The organism is Tenacibaculum sp. MEBiC06402, from assembly GCF_049239625.1.
Classification (GTDB): domain Bacteria; phylum Bacteroidota; class Bacteroidia; order Flavobacteriales; family Flavobacteriaceae; genus Polaribacter.
This window is the reverse complement of record NZ_JBMKKT010000089.1, coordinates 214601-231491: the sequence shown is the minus strand read 5'-3', so window position 1 is coordinate 231491 and position 16891 is coordinate 214601. Positions and strand designations below refer to the sequence as shown.

Genomic DNA, 16891 nt, shown 5'->3' with positions numbered 1-16891 from the left:
GGAAAGTTATTAATTAAAAAAGTTAAGCGAATTGTGAAGGGTATCGTTTTAACTTTAAGCGAATGGGGGAAAGCAGCAAGCTATGCGATTCAACATTAAAAAGATTTAACCAAATTTTAGAGCCATCAATTTTGATGGCTTTTTTTTGAGATAAAAAGAGGTTTCGGAAAATTACATTTTAAGTTGCGGATATCCCTTTTTTTCAAGAAGATAGCTAACATATCTTTGTAATGTAATTAACAAGATACTATTAACAAACAATATAAAAATATAGGGATTATGACAACATTATTACTTAACAAATTAGACAAGGCAGTAAAAACATTTTTAGTAACATTATCAGAATGTGCTAAAGGAGCAAGCTATGCAATACATCATTAAGAAAAATTAAAATTACGACTCTGAAAAAGCTACTTATTTAAGTAGCTTTTTTATTGGCTAAAATATTTAGGTTTTACGGAAAATTACATTTTAAGTTGCGGACATCCCTTTTTATTAACTGATTATCAGTAGTATATTTGTATATATAATTAAAAGACAACTAACAAACAATATTTAATAAAGGGGATTATGGGGGCTATATTAACTACTAGAATTAATCGAATTTTGAAGGGGATTATATTAGCTCTAATTGAATGTGGTAAAGGTGCAGGATATGCAATTCATCACTAAAAAGTTAATAGCCAAACTGAGAAAGCTGCTTTTATTAAGCAGCTTTTTTTATGAAATAAAAATTCGCTACGGAAAATTACATTTTAAGCTGCGGATATCCCTTTTTTTCAACTAGATAGGTGTTATATCTTTGTAATGTACTTAACAAGATACTACTAACTAACAATATAAATTATAGGGATTATGGGAAAAATATTACTTATCAAATTAGACAAAATTGTAAAAGCGTTTTTAAAGACTTTAGCAGAATGTGCAAAAGGTGCTAGCTATGCAATAAATCACTAAATAAATTTAAAATCACAATTTAGAAAAGCTGCTTTATTAAGCAGCTTTTTTTATAACTAATTTTTTGAGTTTCGGAAAATTGCATTCTAAGTTGCGGATATCCCTTTTTTTCAACAATATACCTGCTATATCTTTGTAGTATAAATATTAGATACTACTTACTAACAATAAAATATAGGGATTATGACAACATTATTACTTAACAAATTAGACAAAGCAGTAAAAACTTTTTTAGTAACATTAGCGGAGTGTGCAAAAGGCGCAAGCTATGCAATACACCACTAATTCACCCTCCGACACTAAATAAATATGAAGAGTTGCTTAATAGCAACTCTTTTTTATTTGAATGCATTTAGTCCTGTAATATCTAAACCTGTAATTAATAAATGAACATCGTGAGTTCCTTCGTAGGTTACTACACTTTCTAGGTTCATTGAGTGTCTCATGATTGAATATTCACCTGAAATACCCATAGCGCCTAGAACTTGTCTAGCTTCTCTAGCAATATCTAATGCCATAGCAACATTGTTTCTTTTCGCCATAGAAATTTGTGCAGACGTAGCCTTCCCTTCATTTTTAAGAACTCCTAATCTCCAAGCTAATAACTGAGCTTTTGTGATTTCTGTAATCATCTCAGCAAGTTTCTTTTGTTGAAGTTGAAACTGACCAATAGGTTTTCCAAATTGAGTTCGTTCTTTTGCGTAACGTAAAGCAGTATCGTAACAATCCATTGCAGCTCCGATTGCTCCCCAAGCAATTCCATATCGTGCATGATCTAAACATTTTAAAGGAGCACTTAATCCAGATTTGTTTGGAAGTAAATTTTCTTTAGGAACTTTTACATTATCAAATATCAATTCACCAGTAATAGAAGCTCTTAAAGACCATTTATTTTTAGTTTCTGGAGTAGAGAATCCTTCCATTCCACGTTCAACTATCAATCCATGAATTCTTCCTTCTTCATTTTTTGCCCAAACTACAGCAACATCACAAATTGGAGCATTAGAAATCCACATTTTTGAACCATTTAAAAGATAATGATCCCCCATATCTTTAAACTTGGTTTCCATTCCACCAGGATTTGACCCATGATTTGGTTCTGTTAAACCGAAGCTTCCAATCCATTCTCCCGAAGCTAATTTTGGAAGATATTTTTTCCGTTGTTCTTCATTTCCGTAGTTATAAATTGGTCCCATAACCAATGAAGTTTGAACAGAAGCTGTTGAACGAATTCCACTATCTCCACGTTCCAATTCTTGCATGATTAAACCGTACGAAATTTGATCTAAACCAGCACCGCCATATTCTTCAGGAATATAAGAACCAAAGGCTCCAACTTCTGCCAATCCATCAACTAAGGTTTGAGGAAATTCAGAACGTTGCGCATATTCTTCGATAATTGGTGACAGGTGTTTTTTCACCCAATCTCTAGCTGTATTTCGAACTAATTTATGTTCATCAGTTAAAAGATCATCTAATTGATAGTAATCGGGTGCTTGAAATAAGTCTGGTTTCATAAAAATGCTTTCCTCAAAAATAAGTAAAAAATCAAATGATAGCTTTAGTTTGCGTATGTTTGTATTAATGAAGTTTACACTAGGTAAAGAAGAAAGATTAAAAAGCAGAAAGCTAATAGGAAGACTATATACTGAAGGAGAAACAATTAAAAAATTTCCTTTAAGAATGGTTTATTTACAAACCGAACACACTTCAAATTATCCTGCTCAAGTAGGAGTTTCTGTTCCTAAAAGATTGTTTAAAAAAGCGGTTGATAGAAATAGAATTAAGCGTTTATTAAGAGAATCGTATCGTTTACAAAAGCAAATCGTTTATTCAGAAGTTGACAAACCTTATGTGTTTATGATTTCTTATCTTGCAAAAGAGGAGTGGGCATATGCAGATATTGAGGATAAAATGAGAAAATTATTAACTTTATTTATAGAAAAAACAACTAAAAATGAGGAATAAAAAAAACATTATCGTACTTGTTCTAGCTGTAGTTGTAGTTTCTTTTTCTTTTCAAGATCGTTTTTTTGAAATAGCGAAACAGATTCAGATTTATAACAATCTTTATAAAACGCTAAACATAAATTATATAGATGAATTAAATCAAGGTGACTTAACTTCAAAAGCAATTAATAACACTTTAGAGAACCTTGATCCGTATACTCGTTTTTATAATGAGCAACAGGTCGAAGATGCTAAGATCAGAAGAGAAGGAGAATATGGTGGAATCGGAATATCATCAAAATACATCAAAAAAGGAATTGTAATTGTTTCTATAAAAGAAGGATTTCCTGCAGATAAATCTGGATTAAAAGCAGGTGATATTATTACAGTCGTAAACAACCAAAAATTAGCAGAGTTAGAAAGAGAACAATTGTCGCAAATTTTAAAAGGAACACCAGGAACTCCTATCTCACTGAAAGTAGAGAGAGGAGATAAAACACTAGATTTCGGATTAAAGTTAGATAAGATTATCGATGATCCTGTTCCGTTTTATGATATGATAAATGAAGACACGGGTTATGTGATCCTTACAAGATTTACAGTGCGTAAAGCTACAGATGGTGTAAGAAATGCCATAAAAAAGTTACAGGAAAGAGGCATGAAGAAATTAGTTTTTGACTTACGTAGTAATCCTGGAGGATCTTTATTCGATGCGGTAAATATTACAAACCTTTTTATTCCAGCAGGAAAAAAAGTGGTAGATACTAGAGGAAAAACAAAGAAGAATTCTAGAACTTATAGAACTAGTCAAACACCGTTAGATACAGAAATGCCAGTAGTAGTATTAATTAATAGAAGGTCAGCTTCGGCTTCTGAAATCGTGTCTGGCGCTCTACAAGATTATGATCGTGCAGTTGTTATGGGGCAACGTTCTTTTGGAAAAGGTTTGGTACAACGTTATTTCGATTTGAGTTATGGAACCCAAATGAAAGCGACTATTTCTAAATATTATACTCCAAGTGGCAGATGTATTCAAGAATTGGATTATGCGAATCGAGATAAAAAAACAGGTAAGGTTCCTAAGTTTTCAGACAATATTGTAAACTCTTTTAAAACAACTAACGGAAGAATTGTTAAAGACGGTGGAGGTGTTACGCCTGATATTATTATTGAGACTTCAAATAGAACAGATGAAACTAAAAAGTTATTAAACTCTTTTGCGATTTTCAACTTTGCCACTAACTACGTTCGAAAGAATCGAAAACCAACTATTGATAATTTCTCATTTGGAAATTCTGAATTCAATTCGTTTAAGAATTATTTAAAATCCCAGGACACCACTTTTGTTAGCAAACAAGAAGATTTGTTTCAAAAAGCTTATGAATCAGTAAAAGACAGTAAAGAGATTTCTTCGGATTACAAGAAATTACTAGAAGGATTAGAGAATCAGAAAATAGAGGCGATATCTAAAAATAAAGATATAGTGATGTCGGAAATTGAAGATGAAATTTTAGAACAGTATTTCTATAAAAAAGGAGTGTATCAATATCACCTAAAAAATGATTCAACCATTAAAGAAGCGGTTGAGTTATTAAATGACCCGAGTCGTTACCAAAGAATTTTAGCAAACGGAAAGTAAACATATGAAAGTATATAAAGAGAGAACAAGAGCACAAGAATCAACAAACGCAATAGAAAGATTATACATTTCTATGCGCCATTTATTTAGTAGAGGTTTTTATAAACCAATGGGAGTTTCTGGAGAAACATTGCGTAAATCATTGTTATTATTACGTCCGGAAATTTATGGTTCTATTGCTGAAGAGAAATCCGAATTAAACGGATTAACATATATAATTGAACGTTTACCAGAAGGAATTGAAGAATGTCAGTTTATCAACTTAACTGCTGATGAAGGGTATAGAAATTCACATTTTAAATGTATAGTTCCTCCAAAGCGTAGAAGAAATTGTTATCGCATCGATAAAGATCAGATGAATATCGAAATTACTCGAGGAAGATCTGATATTTATGATATTCTAACACACCTTACTTTTTTATTCATTGAATCTCACAAGATCAAAGAAAGAGTATTACTTTCTGATACTGGAAAAACTACCAGAGAATGGTCAAACTTAGAAGAAGTAGTTGTAAATAATACAGCTTTATCAGATAAGGAAATAGATGTTTTAATGGTTCACCTTGGAAGTATTTTAGGTAGAACTTATGATGAGGTTTATCAATCATACAAGACATTTTCGACAGATGAAAATCCACATCGTTTCTTTCATTTAATTTATTGGTTAGGTAAACTGGCCATCAATGAAGAATTACACGATAAAAAGAGATCCATTCGATTTAGCTCTGTATTATCAGAAGAAATAGGAAGACACTATCATGGCGAGCGTTGGGCAAATGATATTAAAGAGGTTCTTTTAAAAGAAGATTTAATTACACGACCAATTCACATTATTAGTGCGAATATGCATAGTGTATTAAACTCGATTTACGCAAAAAAAGCTATTCCAAAAGAGGCTGAGAAAAATGTAGGGTTTTCATTGTTTGAACTGTTAAGCAATAGCAATAGCAAAACGTTACAAACGGCCGTTAAGAATTTCGCTTCTGAGAATGGATTGTTCTACATCAAAGATCAATCAGGAACCAATATCAATGTGCAAGTTATTGATACAGGAAAAATTTCTTTCGATTCAGAATTTATTGCAGATAAAAACAAAGATAATGCTCCGGTTATTATTGTAATGGATTATGCTTTTGGTGAGCAAGCTTATGAAACAATGGATGAATTGTTAAAACCTTACAAAGAAGGAACAAACATTCATCATTTAAATGTTGATTCAGTTTCTATTATGGGTAAAGCCGGAATTTTAGAAGGAGGAAAAGGAGATATTATGATTCCTACTTCACATATTTTCGAAGGAACGGCAGATAACTATCCATTTAAAAATGAGTTAGCAAAAGAAGATTTAGAAGGATTTGGCGTAAAAGTATTTGATGGTGCAATGGTAACTGTGCTAGGAACCTCACTTCAAAATAAGGACCTTTTAAAATTCTTCCATGATTCTACTTGGAACGTTATTGGATTAGAAATGGAAGGAGCTCATTACCAAAAAGCAATACAATCAGCTTCTAGAATTAGAGGTAATATCAGTGAAAATGTAAAAGTAAGATATGCGTATTATGCTTCGGATAATCCATTAGAAACAGGGGCAACATTAGCCTCAGGAGGTTTAGGAATGAGTGGTGTTACTCCTACCTATGCAATTACACAAAAGATACTTGAACAAATATTAAAATAAGTTAGGATGTCAAAGCAAGTAAAAGACAACGAAGAAGTTGATTTAGGCTCTTTATTTATAATAATAGGTAAGGCTTTTTCTAAAGTAGGAAATTTTATTGCTTCTATTTTTAAAGGATTATTTAATTTTTTGATTGAGACTCTTTTATTTCTGAAAAGTAATAGCATTAAGATTGGGATTGCAACTTTGATTGGTGTAATTATTGGATTTTTCTTCGAGTTTAAGTCTGAAACACTTTACGAGGCGAACCTTTTTGTAAAACCGAATTTTAGCAGTTCAAGACAGTTATATAATAACATCAATTTTTATAACGATTTGGTAAAACAGAAAGAGGTTGAACAAATAAAAACTATTTTCAATATTACCCTTGAGGAGGCCAAATCACTTAAAAAGTTTGAAATAAATCCAATAGTTAACGAGAATGATATTCTAAACTCTTATGACGATTTAATTCAATCAATTGATACATCTACTGTAAAGAGTTATTCATATACAAAGTTTAAAAATGCTTTTACTCAATTCGATTATAAAATTCATGAGATAACAGTTAATGCTACAAAAAACAATGTTTTCGCTAAATTGGATAAAGCTATTATTGAATCAATTGTAAACAACGATTATTTTAAAACACTTAAAAAAACCAACAAGAGTAATTTGTTAAGAACAGATTCATTGTTGAGAAGGAATCTACAACAGGCAGATTCTCTTTATTACATATACAAAGAGGTATTAATCGAAGAAGCGAAGAAACCAAATTCATCAACAAGTATAAATTTATCAGGAAATACTCCTACATCCAACAACAAAGAACAAGAGTTGTTTAATGCTAAGATGAGGTTGAATGATAATTTAATAGATGTAAACAAAGATCTTTCTGAAAAATCAGAAGTAATAAATATAGTCTCTAATTTTGAACCAATTGGACACAAAGTTAAAGCGATTCAAAAAAACAAGGCATTTCAATTCGGGTTGTTAGGTTTTGTTTTAATGATAATTGCGCTGCTTCTATTAAAGTTAAATTCTTACCTAGACTCATATAAAACGAAGAAGGAATCGCATTAAACCTTTACAAAGATTATTAAACCAAAGAAATGAAAAAAGTAGCGTTAATTACGGGAATTACAGGGCAAGATGGTGCATATTTAGCAGAGCTTTTATTAGAAAAAGGATATATAGTTCATGGTATAAAAAGAAGAGCGTCTAGTTTTAATACACAACGTATAGATCATTTATATCAAGATCCACATACAACAAATAGAAATCTAATTCTCCATTACGGAGATATGACAGATGGAACAAATCTTATAAGAATTCTACAGGAAGTACAGCCAGATGAGATTTATAATTTGGCAGCCATGAGTCACGTTCACGTTTCTTTTGAAACACCAGAATATACTGCTAATGTTGATGGTTTAGGTACCTTAAGGTTATTAGAAGCAATTCGAATTTTAAAACTTGAGAACAAAACAAAAATTTACCAAGCATCTACATCTGAACTTTATGGAAAAGTACAGGAAGTTCCGCAATCTGAAACAACTCCTTTTTATCCTAGAAGTCCGTATGGTGTTGCAAAAATGTATGCCTATTGGATTACCGTAAATTATAGAGAAGCTTATAATATTTTTGGTTGTAATGGAATCTTATTTAATCATGAGTCTCCCATTAGAGGAGAAACATTTGTAACTAGAAAAATTACCAGAGCAGTTTCAAAAATTGCACATGGTTTACAAGATAAATTATACCTAGGAAATTTAAACGCTCAAAGAGATTGGGGACATGCAAAGGATTATGTTCGTATGATGTGGATGATTTTACAAGCAGACAAACCTGAAGATTGGGTAATCGCTACAGGTAAAACAACTACGGTTAGAGATTTTGTGAGAATGGCCTTCAATGAAATAGGTGTTGAGTTATCTTTTGAAGGAGAAGGAAAGGATGAGAAAGGAATTGTTAAATCATGCAACAATCCGAATTTTAATTTAGAAATAGGAAAAGAAGTTGTTTGTATAGACCCTCATTATTATCGTCCTACTGAAGTTGATTTATTAATTGGAGACGCGTTAAAAGCAAAAGAAAAGTTAGGTTGGATTCCTGAATATAAACTAGAAGATATGGTAAAAGAAATGATGGAAAGTGATTTAAAGTTAATGGAAAGAGAAACCTATTTACAAAAAGGAGGGCACGATATTTTAAATAATTATGAATAAATCTTCTAAAATATTTGTAGCTGGCCACAGGGGTTTAGTAGGAAGTGCAATCGTTAAGAATCTTCGAGAAAAAGGATTTACAAATATTGTTACAAGAACCCATAAAGAACTTGATTTAACTAATCAGGAAGCTACTGCGGACTTTTTTGAAAAAGAACATCCAGAATATGTTTTTCTGGCAGCTGCAAAAGTGGGAGGTATTATTGCAAATAATACGTATAGAGCTGATTTTATTTATGCTAATCTAATGATTCAAAACAATGTTATTCATCAGAGTTATAAGCATAACGTTAAGAAACTTCTTTTCTTAGGAAGCACATGCATTTATCCAAAAAATGCACCACAGCCGTTAAAAGAAACCTCATTATTAACTGATGAGTTAGAATATACCAATGAACCGTATGCGATTGCCAAGATTGCCGGAATTAAAATGTGTGAAAGTTATAACTTACAATACGGAACGAATTTTATTTCGGTAATGCCAACAAATTTATATGGTCCGAATGATAATTTTGATCTGGAAAAATCACATGTATTACCGGCATTAATTAGAAAAATTCACTTGGCAAAGTTATTATCTGAAGGAAAAAACACAGAGGTTATTAGTAATTTAAATGTAAGTTCTATTGAAGAAGCCAAAAGCTACCTACAAGATTTTGGTGTAAGTGAAAATAGTGTTGAAATTTGGGGCTCAGGAAAACCAAAACGTGAATTTTTGTGGAGTGAAGATATGGCGGATGCTTGTGTTCACATTATGGAAAAAGTTGATTTTAAAGAAACGATTAAAGATTTTAAAGGAGACATTAAAAACACACATATAAATATTGGTACTGGTAAAGAAATCTCTATTAAAGAACTTGCTGAATTAATAAAACTAAAAATAGGTTACCAAGGAAAATTAGAATTTAATACTGAAAAACCTGATGGAACCATGAGAAAGGTTACGGATGTTTCTAAATTAAATAATTTAGGTTGGAAACATGCTGTTGAACTGAGTGAAGGAATAGATAAGATGTACAATTGGTACAAGAATCAGATGGTATGAATAGAAGAAATATCATCTTCAAAAATGTTTCTTTAAGCCTTATTTTTAAAACAGTAAATATGGGAGTAGTTTTTTTAACTATCCCAATTTTACTTGAGTATTTAGATAAAGAACAATACGGTGTTTGGGCAACGTTATTTTCATTGGTAAATATCATTTTTTTTGTTGACGGAGGAATTGGGAATGGTTTAAAAACCAAGCTTTCGGAAGCAATTAGCAAAAATCATATTGTACTAGCAAGACAATATATATCCACTGCATATTTTTCTATTTTTATAATAGCAATTGTCGTTTTTTTAATCGGTTTAATAGCTATATACAATATTAATCTTCAGAGTTTATTTAATACAACTTTAAATACAAATGAGTTAAGAATAGTGTTAACTTCGTTACTAAGTTTGGTAAGTTTAGGCTTCTTATTGAGTTTGTATAAGTCGCTCTTTTATGCTACACAAAAAGCAGCAAAGGTTGAGTTATCCATGCTTATTTATCAAGTACTAATATGTATTACCTTATTTTTATGTGTTAAGTTCTTTGAAAGAAGCTTGCTCTTTGTAGCATTAATCTATGGAATTTCAAATGTTTTAACAGGCCTTGTTTTTACAGTTTTATTCTTTAAAAGAAGAAAGGATTTGGTCCCTTCAATCAGATTTTTTTCGCGCTCAAAAATTAACGACTTATTGGCTTTAAGCATGGGCTTTTTTGTAATACAACTATGTATGATAGTCATTTTTACTACTGATAATTTGATTATTGCAAACCAAATTCATCCATCGGAAGTAACTAGTTACGATATTGTATATAAACTGTTCCAAGTATTAATAATGTTATCATTAATTGCGCAAGATCCACTATGGGCTTTATATACTGATGCATATCAAAAAGGTGACTATCATTGGATTAAGAAAACGATCTTTCGACTAAATAAGTTATTTCTACTTTTTTTAATAGTTCTTTTAGCTTTGTACTTTGTAGCTAACTCAATCATAAAAATTTGGACACAAAAAGATCTTGAAATCTCGCAATCGCTTTTGGTTTTAATGGCAGTTTTCGCTGGTATTCGAGTGTATGGCATTATTTACATGAACTTTTTAAATAGTATTGGAAAAATTAAAATACAAATGTGGTTGTATATTTTTGGTGCTCTTATAAATATTCCGATTTCTATTTATTTAGTGAATACTACTACATTAGGAAGCGGCGGAGTTATTTTAGGAACGTGTATAAGCATAGTAAGTTTATCTGTATTATTACCAATTCAAACCTTTAATATTTTAAAGCGAAATGAGATTAATTGAAATTATTAGAAAATTAATTAATCCTCTGGGTATGGATTTACAAATACATCCTACTCAAGATTTAAGAAGAAGATTAAAGTTATTTAATCATTTTGGTATTACTAAAATTTTAGATGTTGGAGCGAATGCAGGGCAATATGCTCAAGAGAATTTTAAACTAGGTTTTAAAGGGCATATAATTTCTTTTGAGCCGTTGAAAAATGTATATCAAGAACTAGAAAAAAAAGTTATTAAAAGTAGAAATTGGAACAGCTTTAATTATGCCTTAGGAGATGAGAATAAAGAAATAGAAATCAATGTTTCAGAAAATACCTTTAGTAGTTCAATTCTGGAAATTTTACCAAGTCATGTAGAAAGTGCTCCAAATTCAAAATTCATAAAAAAAGAAGATATTATTGTTAAAAAGCTTGATGATATTTATGAAGATTTAGTTGAAGAGAAAGAGGTAGTATTATTAAAAATAGACGTTCAAGGATTTGAAAAACAAGTTTTGGAAGGAGCAATAGAATCTTTAAAAAAGATCAAAGGAATACAAGTAGAAATGTCTGTAGAAGAGCTGTACCAAGGAGAAATGATTTTCTCTGAAATGATTTCTTACCTTAACGAAAAAGGATTTTCTTTACATAGTTTAGAAAATGGTTTTTATAACGAAAACACAGGGAAACTTTTGCAGGTTGACGGAATCTTTTTTAGAGAATAAAAAATGAACAAACAGTTATTAGCATCGGTAATTACAGTTAGTTTTAATAGTGAAAAAACTATTGAGGCGACAATCAAATCAGTATTAAATCAAAATACGACTGATTTTGAATACATTATTATTGATGGGAATTCTACTGATACAACTGTTGAAATTATAAAATCATACCAAGAAAAGTTTGGTGAAAAAGGAATAATCTATAAATGGATTAGTGAACCGGACAAAGGAATTTACGATGCTTTTAATAAAGGAGTCGAAAAAGCTAAAGGACAATGGATTTCTTTTTTAGGTTCTGATGATATGTATTTAGAGAATGCACTAAATCATTATTTTGAAGCATTAAATACTGTTTCTGAAACGACAGATTTCGTCCATTCCAACGTTAGTTTAGCGAATAGAAAGTTGTTTTCTGGAAAATGGAAATGGAGTGAATTTAAAAGGAGAATGACAATTCCGCATGTTGGAGCCTTTCACAATAAGAACTACTTCGAAAAGTATGGTTTATTCGACACAAGCTACAAAATTGCTGGTGATTATGAAGTTTTACTAAGAGCAAAAGAAAAATTAGAAACGTATTGGATGGATAAAACAACAGTTTTAATGTCTGATGGAGGTGTAAGTAATCTTCAAATTAAAAACACATACTTAGAAACTACTCGAGCAAAAATAGCGTCAGGAGGAGTAAGTGTTTTTATTGCCAAGTTCGATTACTATACATGGATGTTTAAGGGTTGGGTAAAAAAAATGATCTATGCGATTATTGGATAAATATTTAATATTCAGCAGTATTTTTGCACTCTTTACTGAAGATTTTTCTTTTCATTACGGAATAGATTTAAAGCTGTTTTATATAATACTATTATTAAACTTTGTCATTTTAGCTTTTACGAAAAGAATTACAATTCATAAAAACCTGCTTATTTTACTTGGTTTTTTTTTGATTCATGGTTTAGTGTTTTATTTATGGAGATTAAACCCAATTAAATCTCTGATTGCTCAACTAATAGGCGTTAGTATTTCTAGTATTTACTATTACAATTTTTTAAAGGAATATGGTAGTTCAAAATTGTTTAGAGTATATAGTCAGTTTTCATTCTACATTGCAATTTTAGCAATACCAATGTTTTATCTTGGTATTAATTCCTTTTCTCCATACAGATTAAATGGAATTCTATCTGAACCTGCACATTATGCAGCAATTATGTTACCAGCTACATATTATTTTTTTCGAGAAAGAAAGTATATTAAGCTTTTAGTAATAGTTCTAACAATCTTTTTATCTAGATCATCAATTGGTTTTATTGGTTTGGCTCTTATTTTGGTAGTACCGCTTTTAAAAGCAAAGTTTTTTATCAAGTATTCATGGATTGTGCTAGTACTACTTATTATAAGTGGCTTCTATTTAAAAAATGAATGGAATAAACCAGTTGATGAAAATAACGGGAATCAATTGGTTAGACGGTTAAAAGAAACTAATAAATCATTGCGGGCTGTAGCAACAGGAAAATTTGATAAGTATACCAATTTGAGTTCCTATGCTTTTTTAAGTAATAGTTTTATAACCAGACAAGTTTTTTTAAATAATCCTTTAGGAACCGGATTAGGAAGTTACCATCATGAATATGATAAGTATTATAGTGAATTAAGTCCGCCTGAATATCTTATCCAATTAAAGCAATCAAAAATTAACAGAACTGATGCTAACTCATTATTCCTAAGAATGGTGGCAGATTTTGGTTTGTTTTCTTTGTTGTTTTTTGGATACTTTTTTTATAGATTATTGAGAGTTTTTTCGGATGAAAATAAAGTGAAAGAGCAAAGCACTTCTTTTTATTTAATGGTAAAACTTATTAGAGAAGGACATTATTTTCCTCCCGAATTTTATTTCTTTTTATTAATTTTTTTAAAGGATTTTGATGAAGATACTGCACATAGTTGAAGATTTTTCTATTAAAAGTGGAGGCCTAAGAACTGTGGTTCTAAACTTAGACTTTTTCCTTAAACAAAATGGATTTGAGTCGTATATTCTTTCTTCTGACAAGGAGAAAGGAGATAATATCTTTACAGTGTCTTCAAACAATGGTTGGTTGTATTCAAAAGAATGGAAACATAAAATAAAAGAGATTGTAGACGCCTATAATATCAATGTAATTCATGTTCATGGAGTATGGTTATATCCACAACTAATAGGAGCTAAATTTGCGGTTAAAAACAATATTCCGTTAGTTCTTAGTTGTCACGGTATGTATCAACCTTGGTTGTGGAAGAAAGGAACACTTAAGAAAAAAATATATCTCAACTTAGTAAGTAAAAAATGGTTTAAAAAATCTAGTTTAATACATTCAATTACTTCCGATGAAACTCAAAATATTAAAAAGTATTTTCCAAAAAACAACTATTTTGAAATACCAAACCTGATTTCATTTACGGAAAATCAAAAGGTTCCTGAATTTGAAGAAAAGTACATTTTGTATTTAGGAAGATTGAACAAAACTAAAGGGATAGATTTATTATTAAAGGCCTTTGCTCAACTAAATCTAGAAGATGTAAGCTTAAAAATTGCTGGTGGTTTTAATGAGTATAAGCCAGAACTTGAAAAGTTAATAAATGAGTTAGGAATTCAACGGAAAGTAAACTTTTTAGGAGAGGTTAAAGGAAACGAGAAAACAACATTAATTCAAGAGGCTTGGGTAATGGCAAGTCCAACTTTTTCGGATGTTATTGGAATGGTGAATTTAGAAGCGGCGTTACATAAAACACCAATAATAACTACTTATAAAACAGGTTTACATAAAGATTGGAATACAAATGGAGGTTTTTTAATTAACCCGAATGTTAATGAACTAAAAGACAAACTTGAAGAAGCGATAAATTGGAGTGCAGAAAAACGTTTATTACACGGACAACAACTGTTTAACTTTGCGAAACAAAATTACTCATGGAATGAGCAGTTTTTTAAGTGGGAAAAACTTTATAATTCGATATTAAAACAAGAAAAAAAATGCTGAATAAAATAACAAAAGGTTGTTTCATATTACTCGCAACTATTCCTTTGTTAAAAGAGAATTTTAATTCAATGATTATTATTCTTTGTGTGCTTTTTACTTTAATAAGCTTTTTTACTAAAAAAGAAAAAGTAATGCCTAAAAAAAGCACATTTTTGCTTATGGCTCCTTTTTTTATGTTTTTGATTTATGAGATATTTTCAGGAAGCATGAATGATAAAACAATATCTAAATGTTTACCATTTCTAATATTCCCAATTATATACGACATAGGCTCTTCAAACCTTTCGATAGATAAAGATTTAAGAAGAAAAACACTATTCGCATTTCAAATAAGCACCTTGTTACAAAGCATAATTTATGTGGTGTTTTTTTTAATCAATAATCCAATTAATAAATTTTTCGCATCAGATAATAACATTCCTTTTTTTAGAGAATATGTAGCAGGTCATTATTGGTTTAATATACACCCAACCTATTTTAGTTCTTTTCTTTTAGTAAGCTTTACTGTTTCTTTAATTGCTCTATTTTACAACAAAGAGAAGAAGTTATTTGATATTATAAATAGCTTTTTAATGGTGTTTTTTATTCTTCTTTTTGCATCAAGAATGATATTTATTTTGATGCTTCTAACCTTTTTAGGTGTATTAGGTCTGAGAATTTTAAAAGCCAATAGAAAACAAAAAACAATTATAGTTTCTAGCTCAATTGTTATCGGGTTACTATTGATTTATCCTTTCCAAAAAATGCTAGGAAAACGATTAAAGGAAATAACAACTGAAATTAACAAACCCGTTTCTGGAGAGTATTATAACTCTACAAACACCAGAGTTGTGATTTTTCAATGTACATATAGCTTATTAAAAAATCTTCCGTTTTTTGGTTATGGAGATAGTCTTCAAAAAGAATTAGATACTTGTTATAAAGAGAATTACCCGAACAGTGTTTTTTATAAGAAACAACAGTTTAATACTCATAACTACTACTTACATCTTATTGGTTATGGAGGATGGTTGTTTTTTGTCGTTTTTATGTTATTTCTTTTCTATGTTTTCAAACGAATAAAAGGCTCAGTTTTGGGCATAATTTTAGTATTTCAATTTTTAATTATTAACCTAACAGAAAATTATTTATCAAGACATTACGGTATAGTTTTATTCTGTTTTATCACATCGTTACTTATCTTTACCGACGTAAAAAATAAGAAGATTACAGTTTGAAAAATATAACTATAATTACCCCTTTCTTTTTTCCTGAACCTATTTCTACTGGAAAGTTTAATACCGAAATGGCGATTGCTCTTAAAAAAAGAGGACATAATGTTCGTGTTTTATGTTTTCATCCGTTTTATCCTAGTTGGAAAATACAGAAAAGCACAGATAGTCTTGAAGGAGTTGAAATCATAAGAGGTGGAAGACTTTTAAAATTCACCAATAATGCAACAATTCGCAGGGTAATTTTAGAGCTGAGTTTTACGTTTTTCTTATTAAGAAACATATCGAAATTAAGAGGAAATACTGATATTGTCATTCCTGTTTTTCCTCCTAGCTTAGGGTTTTTAGCAGCAAAATTATTTCTTAAGAAAAGAACTAAAAAAGTAGGAATGGTTCATGATTTACAAGAAATCTATGCAAACCAAAAAACAAGCCTTGTAAGTACTATTATTTCTAAACTTATTCATATAGTAGAAAAAGGATGTTATAAATCTTGTGATACGTTAATTTTCTTATCTGAAGAAATGAAAAATACTGCGCAAGAAATATACAAACTGCCTTCTTCTAAACTAAAAGTACAGTACCCTTTTGTCACTATCAATTCAGAAAGTAAAACCAATGATTTAGAAGAAATATTACCTGGAAACTTTAAACATATTGTATATTCAGGAGCTTTAGGAGAAAAGCAACATCCAGAAGGTCTTTATGAGTTGTTTGATTCTTGTAGTAAAACGTTAACTGGAGTTATGTTTCATATTTTTTCTCAAGGAAACCATTTTGAATTATTAAAAGAAAAAAACAGAAATAACAAAATTCAATTTCACCCTCTAGTTCCAAAGAACAATATAGAAGAATTATATCAGAGGAGCCATATTCAAGTTGTACCTCAGCTTCCAGGAACTTCTAAAGGATCATTACCATCAAAATTACCAAACTTATTAGTTAGCGGTGTAAATGTATTATGTATTACAGATGAGGGAAGTGAAATACAAGAATTGTTTGAAAAAAATAACTTTAAAACAATTATAACATCTTGGGATACCGAAAAAATTAAGAATATATTTGAAAAGTTATTGCTAGAAGATAACAACAACGGCCATCAAATAGAAATAAGTAATCAGTTATTTCAGATGGACTCTATGATTGATAAAATATTAAATTAATAGAAGTATTGGTTACTAAGCTTTTTAAAAACACT

The 16891-nt window shown here is 30.1% G+C and carries 14 protein-coding genes; 13 read left to right on the top strand and 1 reads right to left on the bottom strand.

Features of this window, described 5'->3' with window-relative positions; genetic code table 11:
- Positions 1–1295: 1295 nt before the first annotated feature.
- Positions 1296–2474 carry an acyl-CoA dehydrogenase family protein gene (locus ACOSP6_RS05960; protein WP_422094868.1) on the bottom strand — a complete coding sequence of 393 codons (1179 nt, stop codon included), beginning with the start codon at positions 2472–2474 and terminating at the stop codon, positions 1296–1298.
- A 67-nt stretch (positions 2475–2541) separates the two neighbouring features.
- Between ACOSP6_RS05960 and rnpA the strand changes: the two genes are divergently transcribed.
- From rnpA to ACOSP6_RS05895, 13 genes are read left to right on the top strand one after another with little or no spacing between them, the layout of a single operon-like run.
- Positions 2542–2925 carry a ribonuclease P protein component gene (rnpA, locus tag ACOSP6_RS05955; RefSeq protein ID WP_422095708.1) on the top strand — a complete coding sequence of 128 codons (384 nt, stop codon included), beginning with the start codon at positions 2542–2544 and terminating at the stop codon, positions 2923–2925.
- Positions 2915–4546 carry a S41 family peptidase gene (locus ACOSP6_RS05950; protein WP_422094870.1) on the top strand — a complete coding sequence of 544 codons (1632 nt, stop codon included), beginning with the start codon at positions 2915–2917 and terminating at the stop codon, positions 4544–4546. Before rnpA ends, ACOSP6_RS05950 begins: the two co-directional genes overlap by 11 nt.
- Positions 4547–4550: 4 nt before the next feature.
- Positions 4551–6224 carry a DUF6909 family protein gene (locus ACOSP6_RS05945; RefSeq protein WP_422094871.1) on the top strand — a complete coding sequence of 558 codons (1674 nt, stop codon included), beginning with the start codon at positions 4551–4553 and terminating at the stop codon, positions 6222–6224.
- A 6-nt stretch (positions 6225–6230) separates the two neighbouring features.
- On the top strand, positions 6231–7286 hold the full coding sequence (locus tag ACOSP6_RS05940) for a hypothetical protein (protein WP_422094872.1): 1056 nt from the start codon (positions 6231–6233) through the stop codon (positions 7284–7286).
- 29 nt (positions 7287–7315) lie between these two features.
- A complete protein-coding gene (gmd, locus tag ACOSP6_RS05935; protein ID WP_422094873.1) occupies positions 7316–8431 on the top strand; it encodes a GDP-mannose 4,6-dehydratase in 1116 nt (371 codons plus the stop codon).
- Complete coding sequence (locus ACOSP6_RS05930; protein WP_422094874.1) at positions 8424–9476, top strand: GDP-L-fucose synthase family protein; 1053 nt, start codon at positions 8424–8426, stop codon at positions 9474–9476. The genes gmd and ACOSP6_RS05930 overlap by 8 nt, the downstream gene beginning before the upstream one ends.
- Positions 9473–10774 carry a lipopolysaccharide biosynthesis protein gene (locus ACOSP6_RS05925; protein WP_422094875.1) on the top strand — a complete coding sequence of 434 codons (1302 nt, stop codon included), beginning with the start codon at positions 9473–9475 and terminating at the stop codon, positions 10772–10774. Before ACOSP6_RS05930 ends, ACOSP6_RS05925 begins: the two co-directional genes overlap by 4 nt.
- A gap of 31 nt (positions 10775–10805) precedes the next feature.
- Complete coding sequence (locus ACOSP6_RS05920; protein WP_422094876.1) at positions 10806–11474, top strand: FkbM family methyltransferase; 669 nt, start codon at positions 10806–10808, stop codon at positions 11472–11474.
- A gap of 3 nt (positions 11475–11477) precedes the next feature.
- The gene (locus tag ACOSP6_RS05915) at positions 11478–12242 is read left to right on the top strand and encodes a glycosyltransferase family 2 protein (protein ID WP_422094877.1); all 765 of its coding nucleotides are present in this window, start codon (positions 11478–11480) and stop codon (positions 12240–12242) included.
- The gene (locus ACOSP6_RS05910) at positions 12226–13413 is read left to right on the top strand and encodes a hypothetical protein (protein ID WP_422094878.1); all 1188 of its coding nucleotides are present in this window, start codon (positions 12226–12228) and stop codon (positions 13411–13413) included. Before ACOSP6_RS05915 ends, ACOSP6_RS05910 begins: the two co-directional genes overlap by 17 nt.
- Entirely contained in the window at positions 13391–14482 is a 1092-nt protein-coding gene (locus tag ACOSP6_RS05905) for a glycosyltransferase (protein ID WP_422094879.1), read from the top strand. The genes ACOSP6_RS05910 and ACOSP6_RS05905 overlap by 23 nt, the downstream gene beginning before the upstream one ends.
- Positions 14476–15699: an O-antigen ligase family protein gene (locus ACOSP6_RS05900; RefSeq protein WP_422094880.1), complete on the top strand. Its 1224-nt coding sequence runs from the start codon at positions 14476–14478 to the stop codon at positions 15697–15699. Before ACOSP6_RS05905 ends, ACOSP6_RS05900 begins: the two co-directional genes overlap by 7 nt.
- Entirely contained in the window at positions 15696–16856 is a 1161-nt protein-coding gene (locus ACOSP6_RS05895; protein ID WP_422094881.1) for a glycosyltransferase family 4 protein, read from the top strand. The genes ACOSP6_RS05900 and ACOSP6_RS05895 overlap by 4 nt, the downstream gene beginning before the upstream one ends.
- Positions 16857–16891 lie beyond the last annotated feature (35 nt).

Bases quoted from the DNA above. Each gene is read 5' to 3' on its own strand.
- ACOSP6_RS05960 (WP_422094868.1), bottom strand. From the start codon at position 2,474: ATGAAACCAGACTTATTTCAAGCACCCGATTACTATCAATTAGATGAT.
- rnpA (WP_422095708.1), top strand. From the start codon at position 2,542: ATGAAGTTTACACTAGGTAAAGAAGAAAGATTAAAAAGCAGAAAGCTA.
- ACOSP6_RS05950 (WP_422094870.1), top strand. From the start codon at position 2,915: ATGAGGAATAAAAAAAACATTATCGTACTTGTTCTAGCTGTAGTTGTA.
- ACOSP6_RS05945 (WP_422094871.1), top strand. From the start codon at position 4,551: ATGAAAGTATATAAAGAGAGAACAAGAGCACAAGAATCAACAAACGCA.
- ACOSP6_RS05940 (WP_422094872.1), top strand. From the start codon at position 6,231: ATGTCAAAGCAAGTAAAAGACAACGAAGAAGTTGATTTAGGCTCTTTA.
- gmd (WP_422094873.1), top strand. From the start codon at position 7,316: ATGAAAAAAGTAGCGTTAATTACGGGAATTACAGGGCAAGATGGTGCA.
- ACOSP6_RS05930 (WP_422094874.1), top strand. From the start codon at position 8,424: ATGAATAAATCTTCTAAAATATTTGTAGCTGGCCACAGGGGTTTAGTA.
- ACOSP6_RS05925 (WP_422094875.1), top strand. From the start codon at position 9,473: ATGAATAGAAGAAATATCATCTTCAAAAATGTTTCTTTAAGCCTTATT.
- ACOSP6_RS05920 (WP_422094876.1), top strand. From the start codon at position 10,806: ATGGATTTACAAATACATCCTACTCAAGATTTAAGAAGAAGATTAAAG.
- ACOSP6_RS05915 (WP_422094877.1), top strand. From the start codon at position 11,478: ATGAACAAACAGTTATTAGCATCGGTAATTACAGTTAGTTTTAATAGT.
- ACOSP6_RS05910 (WP_422094878.1), top strand. From the start codon at position 12,226: ATGCGATTATTGGATAAATATTTAATATTCAGCAGTATTTTTGCACTC.
- ACOSP6_RS05905 (WP_422094879.1), top strand. From the start codon at position 13,391: ATGAAGATACTGCACATAGTTGAAGATTTTTCTATTAAAAGTGGAGGC.
- ACOSP6_RS05900 (WP_422094880.1), top strand. From the start codon at position 14,476: ATGCTGAATAAAATAACAAAAGGTTGTTTCATATTACTCGCAACTATT.